The 21,620-nt window shown below is 69.8% G+C and carries 13 protein-coding genes; 6 read left to right on the top strand and 7 right to left on the bottom strand.

The features are described 5' to 3' along the window. Nucleotides 1-425: 425 nt before the first annotated feature. From HDA40_RS28510 to HDA40_RS28500, 3 genes are all read right to left on the bottom strand, one after another. On the bottom strand, nt 426-1,265 hold the full coding sequence (locus HDA40_RS28510; protein ID WP_253760884.1) for a DegV family protein: 840 nt from the start codon (nt 1,263-1,265) through the stop codon (nt 426-428). 34 nt (nt 1,266-1,299) lie between these two features. Continuing rightward, a complete protein-coding gene (locus tag HDA40_RS28505) occupies nt 1,300-1,734 on the bottom strand; it encodes a hypothetical protein (RefSeq protein ID WP_253760883.1) in 435 nt (144 codons plus the stop codon). A 68-nt stretch (nt 1,735-1,802) separates the two neighbouring features. Next, nucleotides 1,803-6,677 carry an NAD-glutamate dehydrogenase gene (locus HDA40_RS28500; RefSeq protein ID WP_253760882.1) on the bottom strand — a complete coding sequence of 1,625 codons (4,875 nt, stop codon included), beginning with the start codon at nt 6,675-6,677 and terminating at the stop codon, nt 1,803-1,805. A gap of 199 nt (nt 6,678-6,876) precedes the next feature. On the opposite strand from HDA40_RS28500, the gene HDA40_RS28495 reads away from it, so the two are divergent. Beyond that, nucleotides 6,877-8,817, top strand: coding sequence for a penicillin-binding transpeptidase domain-containing protein (locus HDA40_RS28495; RefSeq protein ID WP_253760881.1), 1,941 nt, complete (start codon nt 6,877-6,879; stop codon nt 8,815-8,817). Between the two features lie 73 nt (nt 8,818-8,890). On the opposite strand, the gene HDA40_RS28490 is transcribed toward HDA40_RS28495, so the two are convergent. Further along, on the bottom strand, nt 8,891-9,637 hold the full coding sequence (locus HDA40_RS28490) for an alpha/beta hydrolase (protein ID WP_253760880.1): 747 nt from the start codon (nt 9,635-9,637) through the stop codon (nt 8,891-8,893). A gap of 145 nt (nt 9,638-9,782) precedes the next feature. On the opposite strand from HDA40_RS28490, the gene HDA40_RS28485 reads away from it, so the two are divergent. Further along, nucleotides 9,783-11,834: an ArnT family glycosyltransferase gene (locus HDA40_RS28485; RefSeq protein ID WP_253760879.1), complete on the top strand. Its 2,052-nt coding sequence runs from the start codon at nt 9,783-9,785 to the stop codon at nt 11,832-11,834. A 14-nt stretch (nt 11,835-11,848) separates the two neighbouring features. Here the strand turns inward: HDA40_RS28485 and HDA40_RS28480 are convergent, their stop codons facing one another. Together HDA40_RS28480 and HDA40_RS28475 are read right to left on the bottom strand one after the other, a co-directional pair. Next, nucleotides 11,849-13,084 carry a cation:proton antiporter gene (locus tag HDA40_RS28480; protein ID WP_253760878.1) on the bottom strand — a complete coding sequence of 412 codons (1,236 nt, stop codon included), beginning with the start codon at nt 13,082-13,084 and terminating at the stop codon, nt 11,849-11,851. A 129-nt stretch (nt 13,085-13,213) separates the two neighbouring features. Continuing rightward, nucleotides 13,214-13,684 carry a MarR family winged helix-turn-helix transcriptional regulator gene (locus tag HDA40_RS28475; protein ID WP_253760877.1) on the bottom strand — a complete coding sequence of 157 codons (471 nt, stop codon included), beginning with the start codon at nt 13,682-13,684 and terminating at the stop codon, nt 13,214-13,216. Between the two features lie 121 nt (nt 13,685-13,805). Between HDA40_RS28475 and HDA40_RS28470 the strand changes: the two genes are divergently transcribed. The 3 genes from HDA40_RS28470 (at nt 13,806) to kynU (ending at nt 20,194) form a co-directional block, all read left to right on the top strand. Further along, nucleotides 13,806-17,015, top strand: a complete 3,210-nt coding sequence (locus HDA40_RS28470) for an efflux RND transporter permease subunit (protein ID WP_253760876.1) — start codon at nt 13,806-13,808, stop codon at nt 17,013-17,015. A gap of 117 nt (nt 17,016-17,132) precedes the next feature. Beyond that, on the top strand, nt 17,133-18,824 hold the full coding sequence (locus HDA40_RS28465) for an ABC transporter substrate-binding protein (RefSeq protein ID WP_253760875.1): 1,692 nt from the start codon (nt 17,133-17,135) through the stop codon (nt 18,822-18,824). A gap of 98 nt (nt 18,825-18,922) precedes the next feature. Beyond that, on the top strand, nt 18,923-20,194 hold the full coding sequence (kynU, locus tag HDA40_RS28460) for a kynureninase (RefSeq protein ID WP_253760874.1): 1,272 nt from the start codon (nt 18,923-18,925) through the stop codon (nt 20,192-20,194). An 80-nt stretch (nt 20,195-20,274) separates the two neighbouring features. On the opposite strand, the gene HDA40_RS28455 is transcribed toward kynU, so the two are convergent. After that, entirely contained in the window at nt 20,275-20,712 is a 438-nt protein-coding gene (locus tag HDA40_RS28455) for an Lrp/AsnC family transcriptional regulator (protein ID WP_253760873.1), read from the bottom strand. Between the two features lie 113 nt (nt 20,713-20,825). Between HDA40_RS28455 and HDA40_RS28450 the strand changes: the two genes are divergently transcribed. Continuing rightward, nucleotides 20,826-21,584: a tryptophan 2,3-dioxygenase gene (locus HDA40_RS28450; RefSeq protein ID WP_253760872.1), complete on the top strand. Its 759-nt coding sequence runs from the start codon at nt 20,826-20,828 to the stop codon at nt 21,582-21,584. Nucleotides 21,585-21,620 lie beyond the last annotated feature (36 nt).

Here is a 21,620-nt window from a genome sequence, read left to right as displayed (position 1 = left end):
GCGGGCGCGCGGTCCCGTCCGGCGGGACGCGCGGCCCGTCCGCCCGAGCGCGGCCCGTCCGCCCGAGCGCGGCCCGTCCGCCCGAGCGCGGCCCGTCCACCAGAGCACACTGCCCCTCCGCTGGCGCGCGGCGCCGTCCGGCGGGACGCGCGGCGCCGTCCGGCGGAGCGCTTCGTGATCTCCGGACTGGTGCGCACCTTATCGCGCCAAGATCAGGTAGCTAGCCTTCCGGAGATCATCACGCCTCCGGGCGCCGCGACGCCGGCCAGCGCGCGGCAGCGCACAGCGGGCCAGCGCGCGGCAGCGCACAGCGGGCCAGCGCGCGGCAGCGCACAGCGGGCCAGCGCGGGCAGCGCACAGCGGGCCAGCGCGGGGCAGCGCACGGCGAGGCGGCCCGTGGGACGGCGAGGGTCGGGACAGGCGGGTCAGCGGTGGACGATGACCCCGACGACGCCCGGCCCGACGTGCGCGCCGATCACCGCGCTGACCTCGGAGGTGTACAGCGCCCGCAGCCGGTCCCCCAGCCGCTCCCGGACGATCGCGGCGATCTGCTCGGCGCGCTCGGGGGTGTCGAGATGCTGGACGGCGATCTCGACCTCGGGTTCGTCGCCGGCGGCGGCCATCGCCAGTTCCACCATGCGATCCAGTGCCCGGGACGTCGTGCGTACGCGGTCTTGGGAGACGATCGAGCCGTCGACGACGTGCAGGATCGGCTTCACTGCCAACGCCGTGCCGAGCAGTGCGGACGCCGCTCCGATCCGGCCGCCCCGGCGCAGGTGTTCCAGGGTGTCGACGACGAAGTACGTCTCGGTACGCCCGACGGCCGTGGTCGCCACGTCGGCCACCTCGTCGACGGTGGCCCCGGATGCGGCGGCGGAGACGGCTGCCAGGACGGGAAAGCCCAGGCCCATCGCGGTCGAGCGGGAGTCGACGACGCGTACGCGGCCGGCGAAGTCGCGGGCCGCCAGTTCAGCGGATTCGTGCGTACCGGAGAGGGCGGCCGACAGGTGCACGGAGACCACGCCGGTGGCGCCGTCGTCCAGCAGCGCCTGGTACGCCTCGGCGAACTCCGTCGGGGCCGGCCGGGACGTCGTGACGCTGAGCTTGGGATTGCGCAGGGCCGCAGCCACCTCGGCGGAGGAGACCTCGACGCCTTCGGCGCGGGCGACGCCGTCGATCACCACGGCCAGCGGAACGACCCGGATCCGGCCGGCGAACTCCGCGGGCAGGCCCGCCGTCGAGTCGGTGACCAGAGCGATCGTCATGCAGCGAACGGTAGCCGATCAACCTGGACGACGGTCAGAGACGTTCTGCCGACGCCACCTCGAACGGAGTGCCGATCTGGCAGATCGTCGCGACGTCGTCGCGTACCCGGCCGGTCACGCGTACGCGGGCGCCGGGCACCAGCACGTCGCGGTCGGCCGTGCCGAGGATCTGGTAGGTCTTGCCGTTGTCGGCGTTCAGCCCCAGGCAGCCGCCCTCGACTTCGGATTTGACGACGGTCCCGGTCAGCACTGTGCCCGCCTTCGGCGACGCTGGCGGTTTGGTCGACGGCAGCAGCCGGCTCGGCGTCGGGGATCCCACGCCCGAGGTCTGGCTGCCGGTCGCCTCGGACGGCGAGGCCGACGGAGCAGCCGACGCGGAGGACGACGAGGACGCGGACGGCGTACCCGAGGAGCACCCGGCGAGGAACGCCACCGCCATCGCGCCGATCGCGAGATATCGAGCCACCATTCGCTCAATGTAACGCAGCGGGCGTACGCCCGGCCTGGCGCAAAAGCGCCAAGCCGGGCATCGCGGAGCTATCGCATGACGAGCGTGCGGATCTGCCGGAGCAGCACCGACAACGCGGCGAGATCGGCCCGCGACGAGTCGAACTCGCCGATGGCGTTGAACGCCCGGGTGATGGAGGCTTCGTTGACCTGCTCCCACTGGTTGACCCGCTCCTCCGGGGTGAGGTCCGCGTCGTCCGGCGACGCGGCGAGCACCTCCGCGGTGAGGGCGGCGAGGGCGGCGTACAGGTCGTAGCGCAGCGCCATCCGGGCCAGCGTCTGCCAGCGGTCCTCCCGCGGCAGCATCGAGATCTTCGTGAGCAGGTCGTCCACCCGGAACCGCTCGGACAGGACGAAGTAGACCCCCGCCACGTCGTCGAGGCTCCGGCTGGTCTGGTTGCCGACCTCGACCACGTCGAGCAGCCCGAAGCTGTGCAGGATCTGGGTGCCCCACTCGGCCAGCTCCACCGGGACGTCCAGTTCCTCGAGCTTCTGCGAGTGCTTGGCCAGCGCGTCCCGCTCGACGCCCAGGAACAGGTGCGTGAGCTGCGGCAACAGCGCCGCGACGCCCGGCTGGAGCCGTTCGATCTCGGCTGGGACGTCCAGCTGACGGCGGGACTGCACGAGCCAGCGCACAGCCCGGTCGAGCAGCCGCCGCGCCTGCAGGTAGATGATCGTCTGCGCGTCCGTGGGGATGCGGTTGTCCTGCTCCTCGACGGCCGCCCACAACCGGGGCAGGTCGAAGACGTCGCGGACGATCACGTACGCCCGGAGCACGTCGGCGGCATGAGCGCCGCTCTCCTCCATCGCCCGGAAGACGAAGGAGATGCCGCCCCGGTTGACCACCTCGTTGACGATCCCCGTGGTGACGATCTCCCGCCGCAGCGGGTGCTGCGCCATCGCCTCGGTGCACCGGTCCCGCAGCGGGGTCGGGAAGTAGTCCGACAGCAGCTGATGGGTCCAGGTCTCGTCCGGCAGGTCGGAGTGGAGGATGTCCTCCTCCAGCGCGATCTTCACGTACGCCATGAGCACCGCGAACTCCGGCGTGGCCAGTCCCTGTCCGGCGGCGAACCGGCTGGCCAGCTCGTCGTCGGTCGGCAGCCCTTCCAGCGCCCGGTCGAGCCGGCCGGACTGTTCCAGCGCGGTGATCAGGCGACGGTGCACCGGCAGCAGCGAATGTGCCTGGGAACGAGCCGTCCCCAGCGCGGTCGCCTGCTGGTAGTTGTCGCGCAGCACCAGGTCGCCGACCTCGTCGGTCATCTCGGCGAGCAGGGCGTTGCGGTCCTCCAGGCTCAGCTCCGGCTGGGCCGACAGCAGGATCTTGATGTTGACCTCGTGGTCGGAGCAGTCCACACCGGCCGAGTTGTCGATGAAGTCGGTGTAGACGTGCCCGCCGGTCTGGGCGAACTCGATCCGGCCGCGCTGGGTGCAGCCGAGGTTGCCGCCCTCGCCGACGACGGTCACGCGCAGGTGGCCGCCGTTGACCCGGATGGCGTCGTTGGCCTTGTCGCCGACCTCTGCGTGCGATTCGGTGGTCGCCTTGACGTAGGTGCCGATGCCGCCGTTCCAGAACAGTTCGACCGGCGCGAGCAGGATCGCCTTCATCAGTTCGGTCGGGCTCATCGAGGTGACCGTGTCGGCCAGGCCGAGGGCCTCCCGCATCTGCGGGGACACCTCGATCGATTTCGCCGTACGCGGGAACACGCCGCCGCCTGCGGAGATGAGCGAGGCGTCGTAGTCGGCCCAGGACGAACGGGGCAGGTCGAACAGCCGCTTGCGTTCGGCCCACGAGGTGGCCGAGTCCGGGTTCGGGTCGACGAGGATGTGCCGGTGGTCGAACGCGCCGACCAGCCGGATGTGTTGCGACAGCAGCATTCCGTTGCCGAACACGTCGCCGGACATGTCACCGACGCCGACGACCGTGAAGTCCTCGTTCTGGATGTCTTTACCCAAGTCTCGGAAGTGCCGCTTGACCGACTCCCACGCGCCTCGGGCGGTGATGCCCATCTTCTTGTGGTCGTATCCGGCCGAACCACCGGAGGCGAAGGCGTCGCCGAGCCAGAATCCGTAGCTGAGCGAGATCTCGTTGGCTATGTCGGAGAACGTCGCCGTGCCCTTGTCCGCCGCCACCACGAGGTAGGTGTCGTCGCTGTCGTGGCGGACGACGTCGACCGGGGGCACGACCTTGCCGGCGTCGAGGTTGTCCGTGACGTCGAGCAGGGCCGAGATGAACAGCCGGTAGCAGGCCACGCCCTCGGCCATGAAGGCGTCACGGTCGGTCGGCGCGGGCGCCTGCTTGAGGACGAAGCCGCCCTTCGCGCCGACCGGCACGATGACGGCGTTCTTCACCATCTGCGCCTTGACCAGGCCGAGGATCTCGGTCCGGAAGTCGTCGCGGCGGTCGGACCAGCGCAGACCACCGCGGGCGACCGCGCCGAAGCGCAGGTGTACGCCCTCGAACCGCGGCGAGTACACGAAGATCTCGTACTTCGGCCGGGGCGCGGGCAGCTCGGGGATCGCGCGCGGGTCCAGCTTGAACGCCACGTACGACTTCGGCCGACCGTCGATGCCCTTCTGGAAGAACGACGTCCGCAGGGTGGCCTGGATCAGCGTCAGGTAGTGGCGCAGGATCCGGTCCTGGTCGAGGCTGGTCACCGCGTCCAGCTGCCGGTTGATCGACGCGATCAGCTCCTTGCCCTGCAACGACCGGTCCTCGTCGGCCAGTTTCAGCTGCGGGTCGCACCGCGTCTCGAACAGCGCGACCAGCGCGGCGGCCAGCTGCGGGTACGCGATGAAGGTCTGCTCCATCGACTCCTGCGTGTAGACCGTCCCGGTCTGCCGCAGATATTTCGCGTACGCCCGGAGCACGATGACCTGCCGCCAGGTGAGCCCGGCCCGCAGCACCAGCTCGTTGAACCCGTCGATCTCCGCCTCGCCCCGCCAGGCGGCGGCGAAGGCGTTCTCGACGTGCGCCCGGACCTCGGCCATCTCCCGGGAGTTCTCGGGCAGTTGGAGGCCGAAGTCGTAGACGAAGACCCGGCCGTCGTCCCGGTGCAGCTCGTAGGGCCGCTCGTCGGTGACGCTCACGCCGAGCGAGTGCAGCACCGGTAGCACGGCGGAGAGCACCATCGGCTCCCCGAAGCGGAAGATCTTGAACCGGACGTCCCGGTCGTCCTTCCGGCGGCGGAACAGGTGCAGTTCGAGCTGACCCGGTTCCTCCAGCAGCTCCAGCTTGGCGAGGTCCTGCATCGCCTCGTACGCGTTGTAGCCGTCCTTGTACGTCTCCGGCAGCGCGTCGGCGTACCGGCCGAACAGGAACTTGGCCTGCTCGTCGCCGAGCTTGCGGGCGAGCACGAGTTTGAAGTCGTCGTCCCAGGCCCGGGTGGCGTCGGCGAGCTTCTCCGCGAGCGCGTCGGCGTCGATCGCCCCCGGCGGCGCGGTCGGGTCGACCCGGACGATGAAGTGCACCCGAGCCAGGGGACCCTCGGTGACCTTGGTGGTGTAGTCGAGCCCGACACCGTGCAGCTCCTGGAGCAGGATCTCCTGCATGGCCAGCCGGTGCTGGGTGGTGAACCGGTCGCGGGGCAGGTAGACCAGGCACGAGATGAACCGCCCGTACGCGTCGCGCCGAAGGAACGCGCGCAACTGCCGGCGGCCGGCCATCCGCAGCACACCGACCGACGCCTGGTAGAGGTCCTCGGTGCTGATCTGGAACAGCTCGTCGCGCGGGTAGCTCTCCAGAATCTCCAGCAGATCCTTGCCGGAGTGGCTGCGCGGGCTCAGCCCGGACCGGTCGAGCACCTCGGCGACCTTGCGGCGGACCACCGGCAGATCCCGGACGCTGCCCCGGTAGGCGGCCGAACTGAACAGGCCGAGGAACCGGATCTCACCGTCGACCTGACCCTCGGCGTTGAAGGTCTTGAAGCCGATGTAGTCCAGGTACGCCGACCGGTGGACGGTCGCCCGCGAGTTCGCCTTGGTGATGATGAGCAGCCGCTTCTCCAGCGCCTTGCGGTACGCCTCCGGCGTCATCGAGGCCAGCTCGCGCGGGTGCGCCTGGTCGTTGCGCAGGATGCCCAGGCCGGTGCCCGGGACGGCGGTCAGCAGGTGCCCCTCGACCAGCTTGTACTCGCGGAAGCCGAGGAACGTGAAGTGGTTGTCGGCCAGCCAGCGCAGCAGCTCGACCGAGTCGGTGATGTCCTTGTCCGGCACCGGCAGCTCGGCGGTGGCCAGGTCGTCGGCCAGTTCCAGGGCGCGGGCGCGCATCGACGGCCAGTCCTCGACGGCTTCCCGGACGTCGGTCAGCACGCGGCGCAGTTCCTCGCCGACCTGCTCGTTCTCGGCCGCGTCGCGGATCGGATCGGTCTCGATCCGCATCCAGCTCTCGATCTGGTCGCCGGCGATCGCGTCGTCGGGCTCGACGTCGGCGCAGACCTCCACCAACTCGCCCAGCGGCTCTCTGCGTACCACTAGAAGTGGATGGACCAGCATGTGCACGTCGAGATTGCGGGCCGACAGGGCCGCGGTGATGGAGTCCACGAGGAAGGGCATGTCGTCGGTGACGATCTCGATGGCCGTGTGATGGCCGTCGGGAGTGAGCGCGATGCGCAGCTTGAGTTCCCCGGCGACGCGACTGCTCGCCAGCTCGCGGTGCGCGCGCACCGCGGCGAGCATCACGCTGGGGGTCTGCCCGACCAGTTCCTCGTCCGGCGCGAACCGCCAGTAGCGGCTCACCAGCTGTGCGGTGTCGAGGTCCTCGCCCGCCAGCGCGACCGCGGTGGCCACGAGGCGCTCGGCGTTGGGCAGATCGTCGTCGAGGTCGGCGGAGTCGTCCACGACCTCTTCCATGGAATCGGCGTCAGCGTCCACGCTCTCGCCGCTCAGCAGGCCACCGTCTGGTGACATCACAACCGCTCCCCTCACCCACCACGCTGTGGGCTCGTCCGTCACTTCCACCCTAGCCGGGGAGCCCCACGGGCGAGCCGCCAGGAGTGCAGTGATTACAACGCTCCAGAAGCGCCCCGGGCCGCACAACAAGGGCGACACCGGCACCCCGGGCATACGCGGCTGCGCGAGTTGGTGCTCTTCGCGCAGAATGGTCGGCATGTACGCCCCCTCGCGCCGCCTGCTCACCGCCACTCTCGCCGCGCTCCTCGCGGCCACTTCGCTCGCCGCCTGCACGAAGGAACCCGAGCCGGGCTCCGCACTCGACGCGTTCGCCGCCGGCTGGCCGGGCATGGGGTCCGGCTCCTGGGATGGCAAGGTCACCTTCGTCGACCCGGACAGCAAGGCCGTTTCGGGCACAGACGTCGCCACGCAGCTCAAGGCGTACGCGGGGACGCTGACCCCGCCGACGGCGAAGGTCGAGGGCAAACCCACGGTCACCAAGGACACCGCCACCGGGAAGCTGCACCTGAACTGGACGCTGCCGGACGGCGCCCATTGGGAGTACTCGACGGACGTCAAGCTCGCCAAGGGCAAGGTCGGCGGCGAGGACGCCTGGAACGTGGTCTGGCAGCCGCAGGTGGTCCACCCCGACCTGCAGCCCGGGGCGTCGCTGGCGACCAAGCAGGTCAAGGCCCAGCGGGGTGGCATCGTCGACGCCAAGGGCGAGGCGCTGGTCTCGTCGCGCCAGGTCGTCGTGGTCGGCGTCGAGCCGCAGAAGATCACCAACCTGCCGGCGCTGACCGCCCTGCTCGACGCCGCGTTCAAGTCGATCAAGGTCGCGGTGGACCTCGGCGACCTGGCCGCCCGCGTGAAGGAGGCCAAGCCGGACTCCTTCGTCGAACTCGTGACCCTGCGGCGGGAGGCGTACGACCAGATCCGGAAGGACATCCGCGACCTCGACGGCACCGTCTTCCGGGAGGAGACCCGGGAGCTGGCCCCGAACCGCGTCTTCGGCCGCGCCCTGTTCGGCTCGGTCGGCGAGGCGACCAAGGAGATCATGGACGCCAACCCGGGCAAGTACCAGGCCGGCGACCAGGTCGGGCTGTTCGGACTGGAGAAGAAGTACGACGAACGGCTGCGCGGCACCGACGGCTTCCAGGTCTTCATCACCAGCAAGACGTCCGCGGGCACGACCCGGGAACAGCAGGTCTACGACACCGACGCGGTCAACGGGCAGCCGCTGAAGGTGACCCTGGAGACCAAGGCGCAGAACGCCGCCGACGCCGCCCTCGCCACCAAGACCGACCGGCGTACGGCGATCGTGGCGATGCGCATCAGCGACGGGCACGTCATCGCGGTGGCGAACGGACCGGACGGCGGCGGCGACAACCTGGCCTTCGTCGCGCAGGTGCCACCGGGCTCCACGTTCAAGGTCGTCACGGCGTTCGGGGTGCTCGACAACGGCTCGATCACGTCGAACACAGTGGTCAACTGCCCGAAGACGTTCACCGTCGACGGGCGTACGTTCAAGAACTCGCACGACTTCGAGCTCGGCGCGGTCCCGTTCCACACCGACATCGCGAAGTCGTGCAACACCGCGTTCGCGTCGCTGGCCCCGAAGCTCGGCCCCGACGGGCTGGCCGCCGCGGGCACCGCACTCGGCCTCGGCACCAAATGGGACATGGGCGTCGACTGCTTCACCGGCGCGGTCTCCTCCGGCGGCTCCGCCGCCGAGCGGGCCGCCGCCTCGTTCGGGCAGGGCACCACGATCGTCTCCCCGGTCGCCATGGTGGGCGCGATCGCCGCCGTCGCCCGGGGCCAGTGGAAGCAGCCGATCGTGCTGCTGGACCCCTCCCCGGCCGCCGTCGCCCCGGACGGCCCGACGTTGAAGACGAGCACCCTGAACCAGCTGCGCCCGGCGCTGCGCGAGGTCGTCACGAGCGGCACCGGCAAGGCGCTCGCGGACGTCCCCGGCGGTGCGGTCAGCGGTAAGACCGGCACCGCGGAGTACGACGCGAACCCGGCGCACACGCACGCCTGGTTCGTGGGCTGGCAGGGCGACATCGCGTTCGCCGTGTTCGTCGAGAACGGCGGCGACTCGACCTCGTCCGCGGTTCCCCTGGCCGAATCCTTCCTCCGCGCCCTCAACAAGGCATGATCATTGCGTCAGCCATGCTGTTCCGGCGGACATTTCGCCAGGTGAAGCAGCATGGCTGACGCAATGATCACCGTTAGACGGTGAGCGAGAGGGCGGCGACGGGGTCGGCGACGAAGGCGAGCACGAAGTCGCCCATGCCCCGCGACATCAGCAGTACGCCGTGATCGCTGGCGGGCAGCAGGATCAGCTTCTTCTGCTTCGAAGCGCAGTCCTGATACAGCGACTGAGCGTCGGTGGCGAAGTTCCCGTCGTTGGTACCGGCGGCGAACACGACCGGCATCGCCAGCTTCTTCACGGCCGAGGCGGCATCCGCCCCGGCGTAGATCGCCGGGCCCGAGAGGCTGACGATGCCGTCGACCGGGGGCTGGATCGACGCGGCCGCGGCCAACGCCGTCGTGCCGCCCATCGACGCGCCGACGAGGAAGACCTTCCGTACGCCCGTCGACCGCAGGTACGCGACCGCCGCGACGGTGTCGTCGACCCGGGACTCGTTCCGGATGTCGACCGCGAAGCCGCGCATCCCCTTGGCGGCGTACGCGTCGGCGTAGCCGAGCCATTGGCACAGCCCGCCGCCGGCCTGGTGCAACAGGACGACTGCGGTGTCGCCGGTGCCGTTGAGGTAGCCCGCGCCCAGTTCGCCGCCCACGCTCGGGTAGGTCACGAGGCGGGCCCGGTTCTGGTCGGCGACGCAGACGGCGTTGGCCGACTGCAACCGCATCTCCCGGGCCGCCGCGCTCGGGTCCGACGCCGACGGGGATGAGGACGGCGTACCGGCGTTCCCGCAGCCCGCCAGCGCCACCAGCAAGGACAAGATCAGCACAGATTTACGCATGTCGACAGAACGCGGTGATGGGCGCGAGTCGTTCGCATCAGTAAGGTTTCTTTTCCATAAATCTCCAGAGTTTCACAGGCGCCACACAGACCGGTCCGACGAGACGTCCATCCGATCAGCCCAGCCTGGGGGCATGACCATCGCAGAAGACCGCGTCCAGGACACGCCTGTCACCGCTCTGGAACCCGCGACGGCCGCAACGCCGGCGGGGCCGAACCGCCGGAGATGGGAGCGTCCCGCGCTGCTGGCCCTCCTGGTCGCGACCGGCGTCCTCTACATCTGGGGGCTGGGCAAGTCCGGCTGGGCCAACGCGTACTACTCGGCCGCGGCGCAGGCCGGCTCGCAGAGCTGGAAGGCGATGTTCTTCGGCTCGTTCGACTCGTCGAACTTCATCACAGTGGACAAGACCCCGGCGTCGCTGTGGGCGATGTCACTCTCGGCGCGCATCTTCGGCGTCAACTCGTGGAGCATCCTCGTTCCGCAGGCGCTCGAAGGAGTGGCCGCCGTCGGCCTGCTCTACGCCGCCGTACGCCGCTGGTTCGGTCCGGCGGCCGGGCTGCTCGCGGGTGGCGTGATGGCGTTGACCCCGGTCGCCGTGCTGATGTTCCGGTTCAACAACCCCGACGCGCTGCTGGTGTTGCTGCTCGTGGCGGGCGCGTACGCCGTGACCCGCGCGGTCGAGCAGGGCAAGACGAAGTGGCTGTTGCTGGCGGGTGGGCTCGTCGGCTTCGCGTACCTGGCCAAGATGCTGCAAGCACTCCTGGTCGTTCCGGCGTTCGGCCTGGTCTACCTGATCGCGGCCCCGGTCGGCTTCTGGAAGCGGATCTGGCAGCTGCTGGCCGCGCTCGGCGCGATGATCGCCGGCGCCGGCTGGTGGATCGCGATCGTGTCGCTGTGGCCCGCCTCGTCCCGCCCGTACATCGGCGGCTCGCAGTCCAACAGCATCCTGGAACTGACCCTCGGCTACAACGGCTTCGGCCGGCTGACCGGCGACGAGGTCGGCAGCGTCGGCGGCGGAGGCGGCGGCAACGGCGGCATGTGGGGCTCCACCGGGCTCACCCGCCTGTTCGACGGCGAGATCGGCGGCCAGGTCGCCTGGTTGCTGCCCGCCGCGCTGATCTTCCTGGTCGGCGGGCTGGCGTTGAGCGCCCGCGCCGCGCGTACCTCCCGGATGCGGGCCGGGCTGATCCTCTGGGGCGGCTGGCTGCTGGTCACCGCCGGCACGTTCAGCTTCATGGCCGGCATCTTCCACGCGTACTACACGGTGGCGCTGGCGCCCGCGATCGGCGCGCTCATCGGCATCGGGGCCGTCTCGCTCTGGCAGCACCGGGCCCACATCGTGGCCCGCTCGATCCTGGCGGTCGCCCTGGCGATCACCGCCGTCTGGTCGAGCGTGCTGCTCGGTCGCAGCGCCGACTTCGTGCCCTGGCTGCGTACCAGTGTGGTCGTGGTAGGCGTGCTCGCGGCCGCCGCGCTCCTCGCGTTGCCCTGGTTGCGGTGGCGCCGAGTGGCCACTGTGGTCGCGGTCGCGAGCATCGCGACCGGCCTGGCGGGCCCCGCGGCCTACGCGCTGGACACTGCCGCGACCGCGCACACCGGCTCGATTCCCACGGCCGGTCCGTCCGTGCAAGGCTCGGGCTTCGGCGGCGGCCGGATGGGCGGTGGCGGTCAGCGGGGCGGCTTCGGCAACGGGGGCATGCAAGCTCCGCCCAATATGGGTACGCAGAACGGAGCGACCCAGCCGGGCAACGGCCAGAACGGGTTCCCGGGTACCGGCACGCGTTCCGACGGCGGCGGCCGGATGGGCGGAGGCGGCGGCGCAGGCGGTCTGCTCTCCGCGTCGACCCCGAACAGCGACCTGGTCAAGCTGCTGCGGACCGACGCCGACCAGTACGCCTGGGCCGGAGCGGCGGTGGGCTCGCAGAACGCGGCGGGCTACCAGCTCGGCAGCGGCGAACCGGTGATGAGCCTGGGCGGCTTCAACGGCAGCGACCCGTCGATCTCGCTGGCGGACTTCCAGCAGCTCGTCGAGCAGAAGAAGGTCCACTACTTCCTCGGCAGCAGCGGATTCGGCGGCATGTCGAACGGCGGCAGCAACTCGGCGCAGCAGATCGCGAGCTGGGTGGCGGAGAACTTCACCGCGCAGACCGTCGGCGGCACCACCGTCTACGACCTGATCCGGTAGCGGCTTCCGGCGAGCTAGAGAGCCTCCGGCTCGGCGGGCAGGGTGACCGGCGTGTCCTTCGTGGACGCGCCGGTTTCCGGCGTACCGCTGCGGAGGAGACGCATCGCGACCTGCGGGAAGATCAGAATGGACAGCGCACCCGCCGCCACCAGCGACGCGTCGAGCGGAGTCGTCAGTACGCCGTCCTGCGTGCCGATGGTGGTGATGACCACGATCAACGGCAGCGCCGACGCCCCGAACAAGGCCAGCGACAGCCGATCGCGTACGCCGGGCAGGTCCCGCCGGTGCAGCACGAAGATCGGGCCACCCCGGACGACCAGCAACGCCACCACGAAAAGCGCGGTCGCCAGCAGCCCCTCGACCGAGGAGAGCGCGCCGAGGTTCAGGTTGATCCCGCTCACCACGAAGAAGATCGGGATCAGGAAACCGAAGCCGATCGCGTCCAGCTTGGCCTCGACCTGTTGGGTCATGTGCTCGGACGCGGGCCGCATCGCGAGGCGTACGACGATGCCGGCCGCGAACGAGCCGAGCAGGGTGTCCAGCTCGAACCGATAGGCCAGCCAGACCATCGTGACCAGGACCAGCAGAATGAGCCGGATCGCCAGCTGGGCCGACGTATGCAGAGTTCGGATCACCAGCCGCGACATCCGCGGCGACGGAGGCTGCCGGGCCAGGTGGGCGGCCACGATCGCCACGACGGCGAAGACCACGAGCAGGATCATCGAGTGCACCGGATTGTCGGTCGTCAGCACGACCGAGATGGCGACGATCGGCGCGAACTCCCCGATCGCGCCCACCGCCATCACCCGGTTGCCGAACGGCGTACCGAGCATGCCCCGATCCCGCAGAATCGGCAGCAGCGTGCCGAGCGCGGTGGTGGTCAGGGCGAGCCCGATCACGACCGTCTTCAAACTGAACCCGGTACGCAGCGCGACCAGCCCCAGCCCGAGCGCCAGCGAGCACAGCCAGCCGACGACCGCGAGGGTCAACGGCCGCCCCCGAAGCCGGCCGAAGTCGATCTCGTAGCCGGCCATGAACATGAGCACGGCCAGGCCGAGACTGGACAGCGCGCTGATGATGTCGTCGACCTGCGCCCAGTGCAGCACGTACGGCCCGACCAGGACCCCGAGGATCAGCTCGACGACGATGGCCGGGATCACGATCCACCGGGACAGCCGATCCACCACGATCGGCGAAGCGACCGCCGCTATCGTGATCAACAGCAGCGTGAACAGGGTTGACGAGGTCACTGGATCATGCTCACACCCAGCCGCCCGATCCCGCGCCGAATCGCCCGACACCCCGATCGTCGCTGACCATGATCAGGGTCATTCCCATGTCGCTATGGGATCGCTATGGGAGCGTCGAATTGACCCTGATCATGCAGTGTCCCGTTCGCTCTCCGCAGCGGTGGCGTCCTCGACGAGGGCCCGGCCGAGGATGTCCATCGCGTCGGCGACCACGCTGAGTTCGTCGACGCTGAGGCGGGCCAGGATGCGGCGGGAGTGCTCCTCGCCGACGGTCATGATGTCGTCGACGATCGTGGTGCCGCGCTCGGTCAGCTCGACGAGGCGTACGCGCCGGTCGTGGGGGTCTTCGCGGCGGCTGACGTAGCGCCCGGCGACGAGGCGGTCGACGATGCCCGTCATGGTGGCGGGGCTGACCCCCATCTTCTGGGCCAGCTCGTGCCCGCCTTGGCCGCCGTGCAGCCGCAACGCGAAGAGGATCTTGAGCTGGGACATCGTCAGGTTGACCGCGAAGAACGGATTGGTTCGATCTCGCGCCATCGCCAGCTGGAACTGCCGCTGACCGGCCATGATCCGCGCGATCGCCGCGTCTTTGCTGGTCACCGCTACTCCTGTGCTGGTCGGCCCCCGCGCAACAGCAGCGTAACAGTAACCCGGTGAAACGCTAAATATTAGCTTCAGGCAAACTAAACGGGTTGGGCCCACCGGACCCCCGGAGTTGAAAATGTCGTTCTTCTCGAGGCTCAGCCTCGCCAACCGCGGGCTCACCGCGCTGGTCGCGGTGATCGTCACCGCGTTCGGTCTGATGGTGATCCCTCAGCTGAAGCAACAGCTCTTCCCCTCCCTCGACTTTCCGGCCGCCTTCGTCTCGGCGGCCTACCCCGGCGCCGCCCCCGAGGTGGTCGCCAGCCAGGTGACCGAGCCGATCGAGAATGCCCTGCAGGGGACGCCCGGCCTCAAACGGGTCACCTCCACCTCCTCCGAGGGCGTCTCGACGGTGCAGGTCGAGTTCGACTTCGGCACCGACCTCGACGACTCCACGACCAAGATGCAGTCGTCGCTGAACCGCATCTCGGCCACCCTGCCCGACGGCGTGGACCCGCAGGTCTTCGCCTTCAGCACGGACAACTTCCCCGTGGTCCTGCTCAGCGCGAGCAACGGCGGCGACGAGCGCCAGCTCGCCGAGAAGATCACCAAGGACGTCATCCCCGCCATCCAGGGCATCGAGGGCGTACGCGAGGCGCAGCTGACCGGCCAGCGCCAGGCGCAGCTGGTCATCGCGCCGAACCCGGCGAAGCTGGCTGGGGCGGGCCTGTCCGTCGCCGATCTGATGAACGTGCTGAAGGTCAACGGCATCGCAATGCCGGCCGGCACCCTGCCCGACGGCGACAAGACCCTGACGGTCTCGGTCGGCACGCCGCTGACCAAGATCGACGACTTGAAGAACCTGTACCTGCGGCCGAGTTCGGCGGCCCCGGGCACCGTGGTCGTCCCGGTCAAGCTGGGCGACGTCGCGACCATCACCGAGCAGCTCGCCCCGGCCACGTCCATCACCCGGACGAACGGCAAGGAGAGCCTCGGCATCATGGTGTTCGCCGCGCCGGACGGCAACGCGGTGGGCATCTCGCACGAGATCTCCGACATGCTGCCCGAGCTGAAGTCGAAGCTGGGCGGCGACGCGCAGCTGACCGCGGTCTTCGACCAGGCGCCCTACGTCGAGAAGTCGATCGAAGGACTGACCACCGAGGGCGCGCTCGGTCTGGTCATGGCGATCATCGTGATCCTGGTCTTCCTGTTGTCGATCCGGTCGACGATCGTCACCGCGGTGTCCATCCCGCTCTCGGTGATCATCGCGTTGATCGCGCTGAAGGTCGGCGACTACTCGCTCAACATCCTGACGCTGGGCGCGCTGACGATCGCGATCGGACGAGTCGTCGACGACTCGATCGTGGTCCTCGAGAACATCAAGCGGCACCTGGCGTACGGGGAGGACAAGCAGCACGCGGTCCTCGGCGCGGTCAAGGAGGTCGCGGGCGCGGTCACGGCGTCGACCCTGACCACGGTCGCCGTGTTCTCGCCGATCGCCCTGGTCGGCGGCCTGGTCGGGCAGCTGTTCTCCAGCTTCGCGATCACGGTCACGGTGGCACTGCTCGCCTCGCTGGCGGTGTCGCTGACGATCATCCCGGTGCTCGCGTACTGGTTCCTCAAGCCGGCCAACGGCTCGGCGGACGGCGAGGCGATCCGGGAGGCGGCCGAGGCGAAGGAGCGCCGGAGCATCCTGCAGCGGGCGTACGTGCCGATCATCCGGTTCGCGACCAAGCGTCGCTGGCTCACGGTGACGGCGGCGATCCTCGTCTTCTTCCTCACCATGGGGATGGCGAGCCTGCTGAAGACGAACTTCCTCGACCAGTCCGGCGAGACGACCCTGACGGTCTCCCAGGAGATGCCCAAGGGCACCAGCCTGGCGGTGACCGACGCGGCCGCGAAGAAGATCGAGTCCGTCGTGGCGAACACCGAGGGCGTCGAGACCTACCAGGTCACGGTCGGTTCCGGGGGCACCTTCGGCCTGGGTGCCGGGGGCAGCAACTCCTCGACGGTCAGCATCACGCTGAAGAAGGACGCCAAGGCGTACGACGTGCAGGAGAAGCTGCGTGCCGAGATGGCCAAGCTGACCGACGTCGGCGAGGTCAAGGTCGACGCCGGCAACGGCGGCGGCGGCTTCTCGGCGAGCACCCTGCAGGTCATCGTGCAGGCCGACGACGAGGCGGCCCTGCAGACCGCCAGCGACCAGGTACGCCAGGCGATGTCCGAGGTGGCCGACGTCACCGACGTCGCCAGCGACCTCTCGACGAGCGCGCCGCGGGTCCAGGTGACGGTGGATCGCCAGAAGGCGGCGGCGGTCGGACTGACGGAAGCCCAGGTGGCCCAGGCGGTCGGCGCGGTGTTCCGCGGCGCTCCGCTCGGGCAGTACACCCTGGACGGCCGACAGCAGCAGGTCATGCTGACCTTCGGGGCGGCCTCGCCGACCTCGCTGGACCAGCTCAAGAAGCTGCCCATCGCCGGTCCGCTGACGCTGGACCAGGTCGCCACGGTGGCCACCGTGGACGGCCCGACCCAGATCACCCGGATCGACGGCGACCGCAGCGTCACGGTGAGCGGCACGGCGACCGGCAGCAACCTCGGCAAGACGACGCAGGACCTGGACACCAAGCTCAAGGCCCTCCAGCTGCCGACCGGCGCCAGCTACACCGTCGGCGGCGCGAGCGCCGATCAGGCGGACGCCTTCGGCAACCTCGGGCTGGCTTTGCTCGCCGCGATCGCGATCGTCTTCCTGATCATGGCGGCGACGTTCAAGAGCCTGGTGCAGCCGCTGATCCTGCTGGTCTCGGTGCCGTTCGCGGCCACCGGGGCGATCCTGGCCCTGCTCGTGACGGACACCGCGCTCGGCGTACCGGCTTTGATCGGCATGCTGATGCTCATCGGCATCGTGGTGACCAACGCGATCGTGCTGCTGGATCTCGTCAACCAGTACCGGGCCCAGGGCGCGAGCGTGGTCGACGCGGTGGTCGAGGGCGGCCGGCGACGGCTGCGCCCGATCCTGATGACGGCGGTCGCGACGATCTTCGCATTGCTGCCGATGGCGCTGGGGATCACCGGTCAGGGCGGCTTCATCTCGCAGCCGCTGGCGGTCGTGGTGATCGGCGGTCTGCTCAGCTCGACCGTCCTCACCCTGATCCTGGTGCCGACCCTCTACACCATGGTGGAGGGCCGGAAGGAGCGGAAGGCGGCCAAGCGGGCGCGCAAGCTCGGCACCCCGGCGGAGACGCTGCCCGAGGCCGAGCCCACGCCCGGCCCCAACCTGCTGGAACCGCCGGCACAGAAGAACGGTTTCACCGACCTGCCGTCGGAGGACTCGTCCTGGGCCCGCCCCTGACGAAGTCCGCGTGACCGCACGTCCGACGGCCCCCGCGCACCTGCGCGGGGGCCGTTCCATTTCAGCCGTGGCTTAAGCGACGCCGGATGCGGCCACCGCCGGCCATACGGTGCGCGCATGCGACGCTTTCTTGCCTTAGCGCTGGTGGCGACCGGGCTGGTCGTCAGCCACAGCACACCCGCGGCGGCGGCGACCCCGGAGATCGTGCTCGACTTCGCCGGAACCACGCCGACTCCGGCTCCGGCGGTGGCCGGTGCGCGTACCGGCGGTCAGGTGACCTGGCTGCAGGACGCTCCCCCGGCCCACCTCGACCCGCAGCAGATCTACGACGTCATCGAGCTGTCCACCCAGCTCTTCCACCGCACGCTGACCGGGTACCTCGAAGATCCGGCCGGCGGGCCCACCCGGCTGGTCGGCGACCTCGCGACCAACGCCGGGGAGGCCGGCGACGGCGGCCGCGTCTGGACCTATCACCTCCGGCCCGGCATCGCCTTCTCCGACGGCAGCCCCATCACCTCGCACGACATCGCGTACGGGATCGCGCGGTCGTTCAGCGAGCAGGGCGCCTTCGGGCCGCACTACCTCCAGTCCGCGCTGGACCCGTCCGGAAGCTACCCCGGCCCGTACGCCGGATCGCCGGTGCCGCCGGGCATCAGCCTGCCCGACGATCGGACGCTGGTCTTCACGTTCGCGCAGCCGCATCCCGAGTTGCCGTATCTCGTGGCGTTCCCGACGACCACGCCGGTGCCGGCGGCCCAGGACACGCGGGCCGACTACGACCGGACCTTCCTGGCGACCGGCCCGTACCGACGAATCGCCGAGGTCCCCGGCGTATCGCTGACGCTGGGCCGCAATCCCGCCTGGGATCCGGCCTCCGACCCGCTGCGCCACCAGTACGCCGACACCGTCCACATCGAATGGACGGTGGACCGGGCGGCGCAGACCCAGCGCCTGCTGGCGGGGACGGGGACGGACGCGGCGGCGATCATGACCGCGAACGTGGCGGCCGACCAGATCCCCGTCGTGCAGGGCGACGCGACGCTGTCGACCCGTACGCTCGCCGGCCCGACCGGGCTCGCCAAGTACCTCAGCATCAACACCCGGCGGATCACCGACGTCTCCGTACGCAAGGCGCTCAACTGGGCGTTCGATCGAGGCGCCCTGCTCCAGGCCCAGGGCGGCACCGCTGTCGGCACGCCGCTGACCACCGTTCTCTCGCCGACCATGCCGGGGTGGCTCGGCTACGACGCGTACCCGAGTGCGGGGCACGGCAACGTCAGCCAGGCCAAGCAGCTCCTGCACGGGCGGAAGCCCACGCTCACCTACTGCTATCCGGACACCCCCGACGACGCCACGGGGGCGGCCGTCGTGCGTACGGGGTTGCAGCGGGCGGGTTTCCGGATCACTCCGACGCCGCTGAACGCGGGTGACTACTGGGGTCTCATCGGCGCGACCGATTCGACCTGCGACCTGATGTACAGCGCCTGGGTCGCCGACTTCCCCGACCCGCAGAGCACCCTCGGCACGCTGCTCCACGGCGGCAGCCTCGCCGCCGGGTGGAGCGTGAACTTCGCGAAGTTCGACGAGCCCTGCGTCAACGCCCGGCTCGACGAATTGGCCGCGATGACCGACCGGGCGGCCGCCGCGCCGCTCTACGGCCGCCTCGACCACGACATCATGTCCCGGTACGCCCCACTCATCCCGACCGTGTCGGCCAGTGCCTTCCTGCTGCGCGGGCCCGGGCTGGGCGGCGTGTTCCTCAGCCCGACCAGCGGACGCCCCAACCTCACCGCCGCGTACGTCCGCTGACTGACAGTTGCAGATCACGGTTACGCAGGCCGCCGGCGCTCAAGGTGGCATGCACATCCGTGATCTGCAGCTCAATAGGCGCAGCTAGAGTCGGCGGCGTGGATGACCTCCTGACCCGCGCCCAGGCCCTCGACGCCGCCGACCCGCTGGCCGAGTACCGCGCACGATTCTTCTACCCCGAGCAAGAGCCCGACCTGATCTACCTCGACGGCAACTCGCTCGGCCGCCCGCCGCTGGCCACCCGGGAACGGCTGATCAAACTGCTCGACGAGGAGTGGGGCGCCGACCTGGTCCGCGGCTGGGATCGCTGGATCACCTTGGCCCGCGACGCCGGAGACACCCTGGCGACCGGCGTACTGGGCGTCGAGCCGGGCGAGGTGCTGCTGTGCGACACCGCCAGCGTCAACCTCTACAAGCTGGCCGTCGCCGCTTGCGAGGCCCGGCCCGGCCGCTCGGTGATCATCACCGACGACGACAACTTCCCGTCGGACCAGTACGTGCTCCAGGGCGTCGCGGCGGCGCGCGGGATGCGGCTGGAGGTGATCAAGACCGATCTCGACCTCGGCGTCACCGCCGACCAGGTACGCGCGGCGATCGCCGCCTGCCCCGCCGACGACGTCGCGTTGATCAGCCTGCAGCATGTGGCGTACCGCTCAGGAGCGATCGCGGACATGGCGGCGATCACGCGGGCCGCGCACGACGGGGGCGCGATCATGCTCTGGGACCTGTGCCACGCGGCCGGCGCGGTGCCGACGCCGCTGCGGGACTCGGGCGCGGACCTGGCCATCGGCTGCACGTATAAGCATCTCAACGGCGGTCCTGGCGCCCCTGGTTTCCTGTACGTCCGGCGCGATCTCCAGGAATCGCTGCGCCAGCCGATCTGGGGCTGGTTCGGGCAGGCCAACCAGTTCGACATGGGCTTCGACTACGACCCAGTGCCCACTGTGGAGCGTTTCCTGGTCAGCTCGACCCCGGTGATGGGCGGGTACGCCGCCTGGGAGGGTGCGAAGCTGACCGCCGAGGCGGGCGTCGATCGGATCGCGGCGAAGGGCGCCCAGCTCGGCCAGTACGCGATCGAGCTGTTCGACGAGTGGCTGGCGCCGCTGGGCCTGCGGTTGGCGAGTCCCCGCGACCCGGCTCGGCGTGGGGCCCACGTGACGCTGCATCACGAGGCGGCCTGGCAGATCTGTCAGGCGTGGAAGGCCGCGGGCGTGATCCCCGACTTCCGTACGCCGGACCGGCTCCGGATCGGTTTCGCTCCGCTCTACACGACCTTCGCCGAGGTGCACGAGGCGTTCGCCCGGCTGCGGACGATCGTGGCCGCCTCCTCCCACCTCGCTTTCCCCGTTACTCGCTCCCGCATCACCTGACCCGCTGGTCGAACATGCAGATCACGGTTACGCAGGCATCCTTCGCCCGAGGATGCCTGCGGAACCGTGATCTGCACCCGTCAAGGGAGCGGCGTGACCGGTCGCCAGGTGATCGGGCTGGACAGGATCATCGCGGTGGAGGGGCGCCCGTAACCGGCGAGCCGGTCGATGAAGTGTTCGAGGTCGGCCATCGACGCCACGGAGACCTTGAGCGCGCAGCAGGCGTCGCCGCTGACCCGATGCATCTGGAGTACCTCGGGCCAGTCGGCGACGGCGGGTTCCCGGAGCAGGCAGGTCGGCCCGTAGCAGTGCATCCGGATGAGCGCCGTCGCCTGCCGTCCGGCCGTGGCGAGGTCGACGTGGGCGTGGTAGCCGGTGATCACCCCGGTCTCCTGCAGACGGCGTACGCGCTCGGCGACGGCGGGCGAGGAGAGGTTCACCCGCCGGGACAGTTCGTTGAACGAGAGCCGGGCGTCACGCTGCAGTTCGTCCAGAATATGCCAATCCACTGGGTCCACTTGACGATCGTAAACCCGGGTTCGCCGAACGCCTGCCGAATGCAAGATCAAACCGCCGTAACGAGCCGCAACGGCCCTTCAACGAGGGCCTGGAGGAGCGGTTTGATGAAGTCATGGTCTACGGCAGACGAGGTAGCGGCCCCAAGGTGGAGTTCGAGGGAACCACCCCCTACGCGGACTACACCCACATCGAGACGCTGCTCTCCCTCCAGACCCCGCGGACGCAGAGCCCGGCGGAGTACTCCTTCATCGTCGCGACGCAGGTGATGGAGCTGCTGTTCACGCTGCTGCGCCACGAGTGGGAGACGGCGCGCACACAGCTCGACGCGGACGACGTGCGCGCCGCGACGAGGACGTTGCGCCGGTCGATCGGCGCGCAGGACGTGCTGATCAGTTCCTGGCAGCTGCTCGCCACGCTGACGCCGAACGAGTTCGGGGAGTTCCGGGACGCCTTCGGCGAGGCTTCCGGTTTCCAGTCCTACGGGTACCGGCACCTGGAGTTCCTGCTCGGCAACAAGCGGCCCGGGATGGTCTGCCCGCACGCGGAGATGCCGTCGGTCGTCGCCGATCTGGAGAAGCAGCTGGCCGAGCCCAGCCTCGACGACGCCGCGAAGGCCGCGGTCGCCCGGCGCGGCACGAGTTGGCTCGAAATCTACAGTGGATCGAAACAGCCCGATCTCTACGAGCTGGGCGAGGTGCTGATGGAGGTCGCCGAACGCTTCATCCGGTGGCGTCAGTTGCATCTCACTGCGGTCTGGCGAGTCATGGGCGACAAGCCCGGCAGCGGTGGCTCGGCCGGCGCGAGCTGGCTCGCGAAAACGGTCCATGACCGGCCGTTTCCCGATCTCTGGGCCGTTCGCAACGAGCTGTAGAACGATGGAACGCCCGTCCGGGCGATCACGGGGGAA

The organism is Hamadaea flava (assembly GCF_024172085.1).
GTDB classification, from domain to species: domain Bacteria; phylum Actinomycetota; class Actinomycetes; order Mycobacteriales; family Micromonosporaceae; genus Hamadaea; species Hamadaea flava.
Note: the sequence above shows the minus strand (reverse complement) of the source record. Positions and strands in the feature narration are given on the sequence as shown.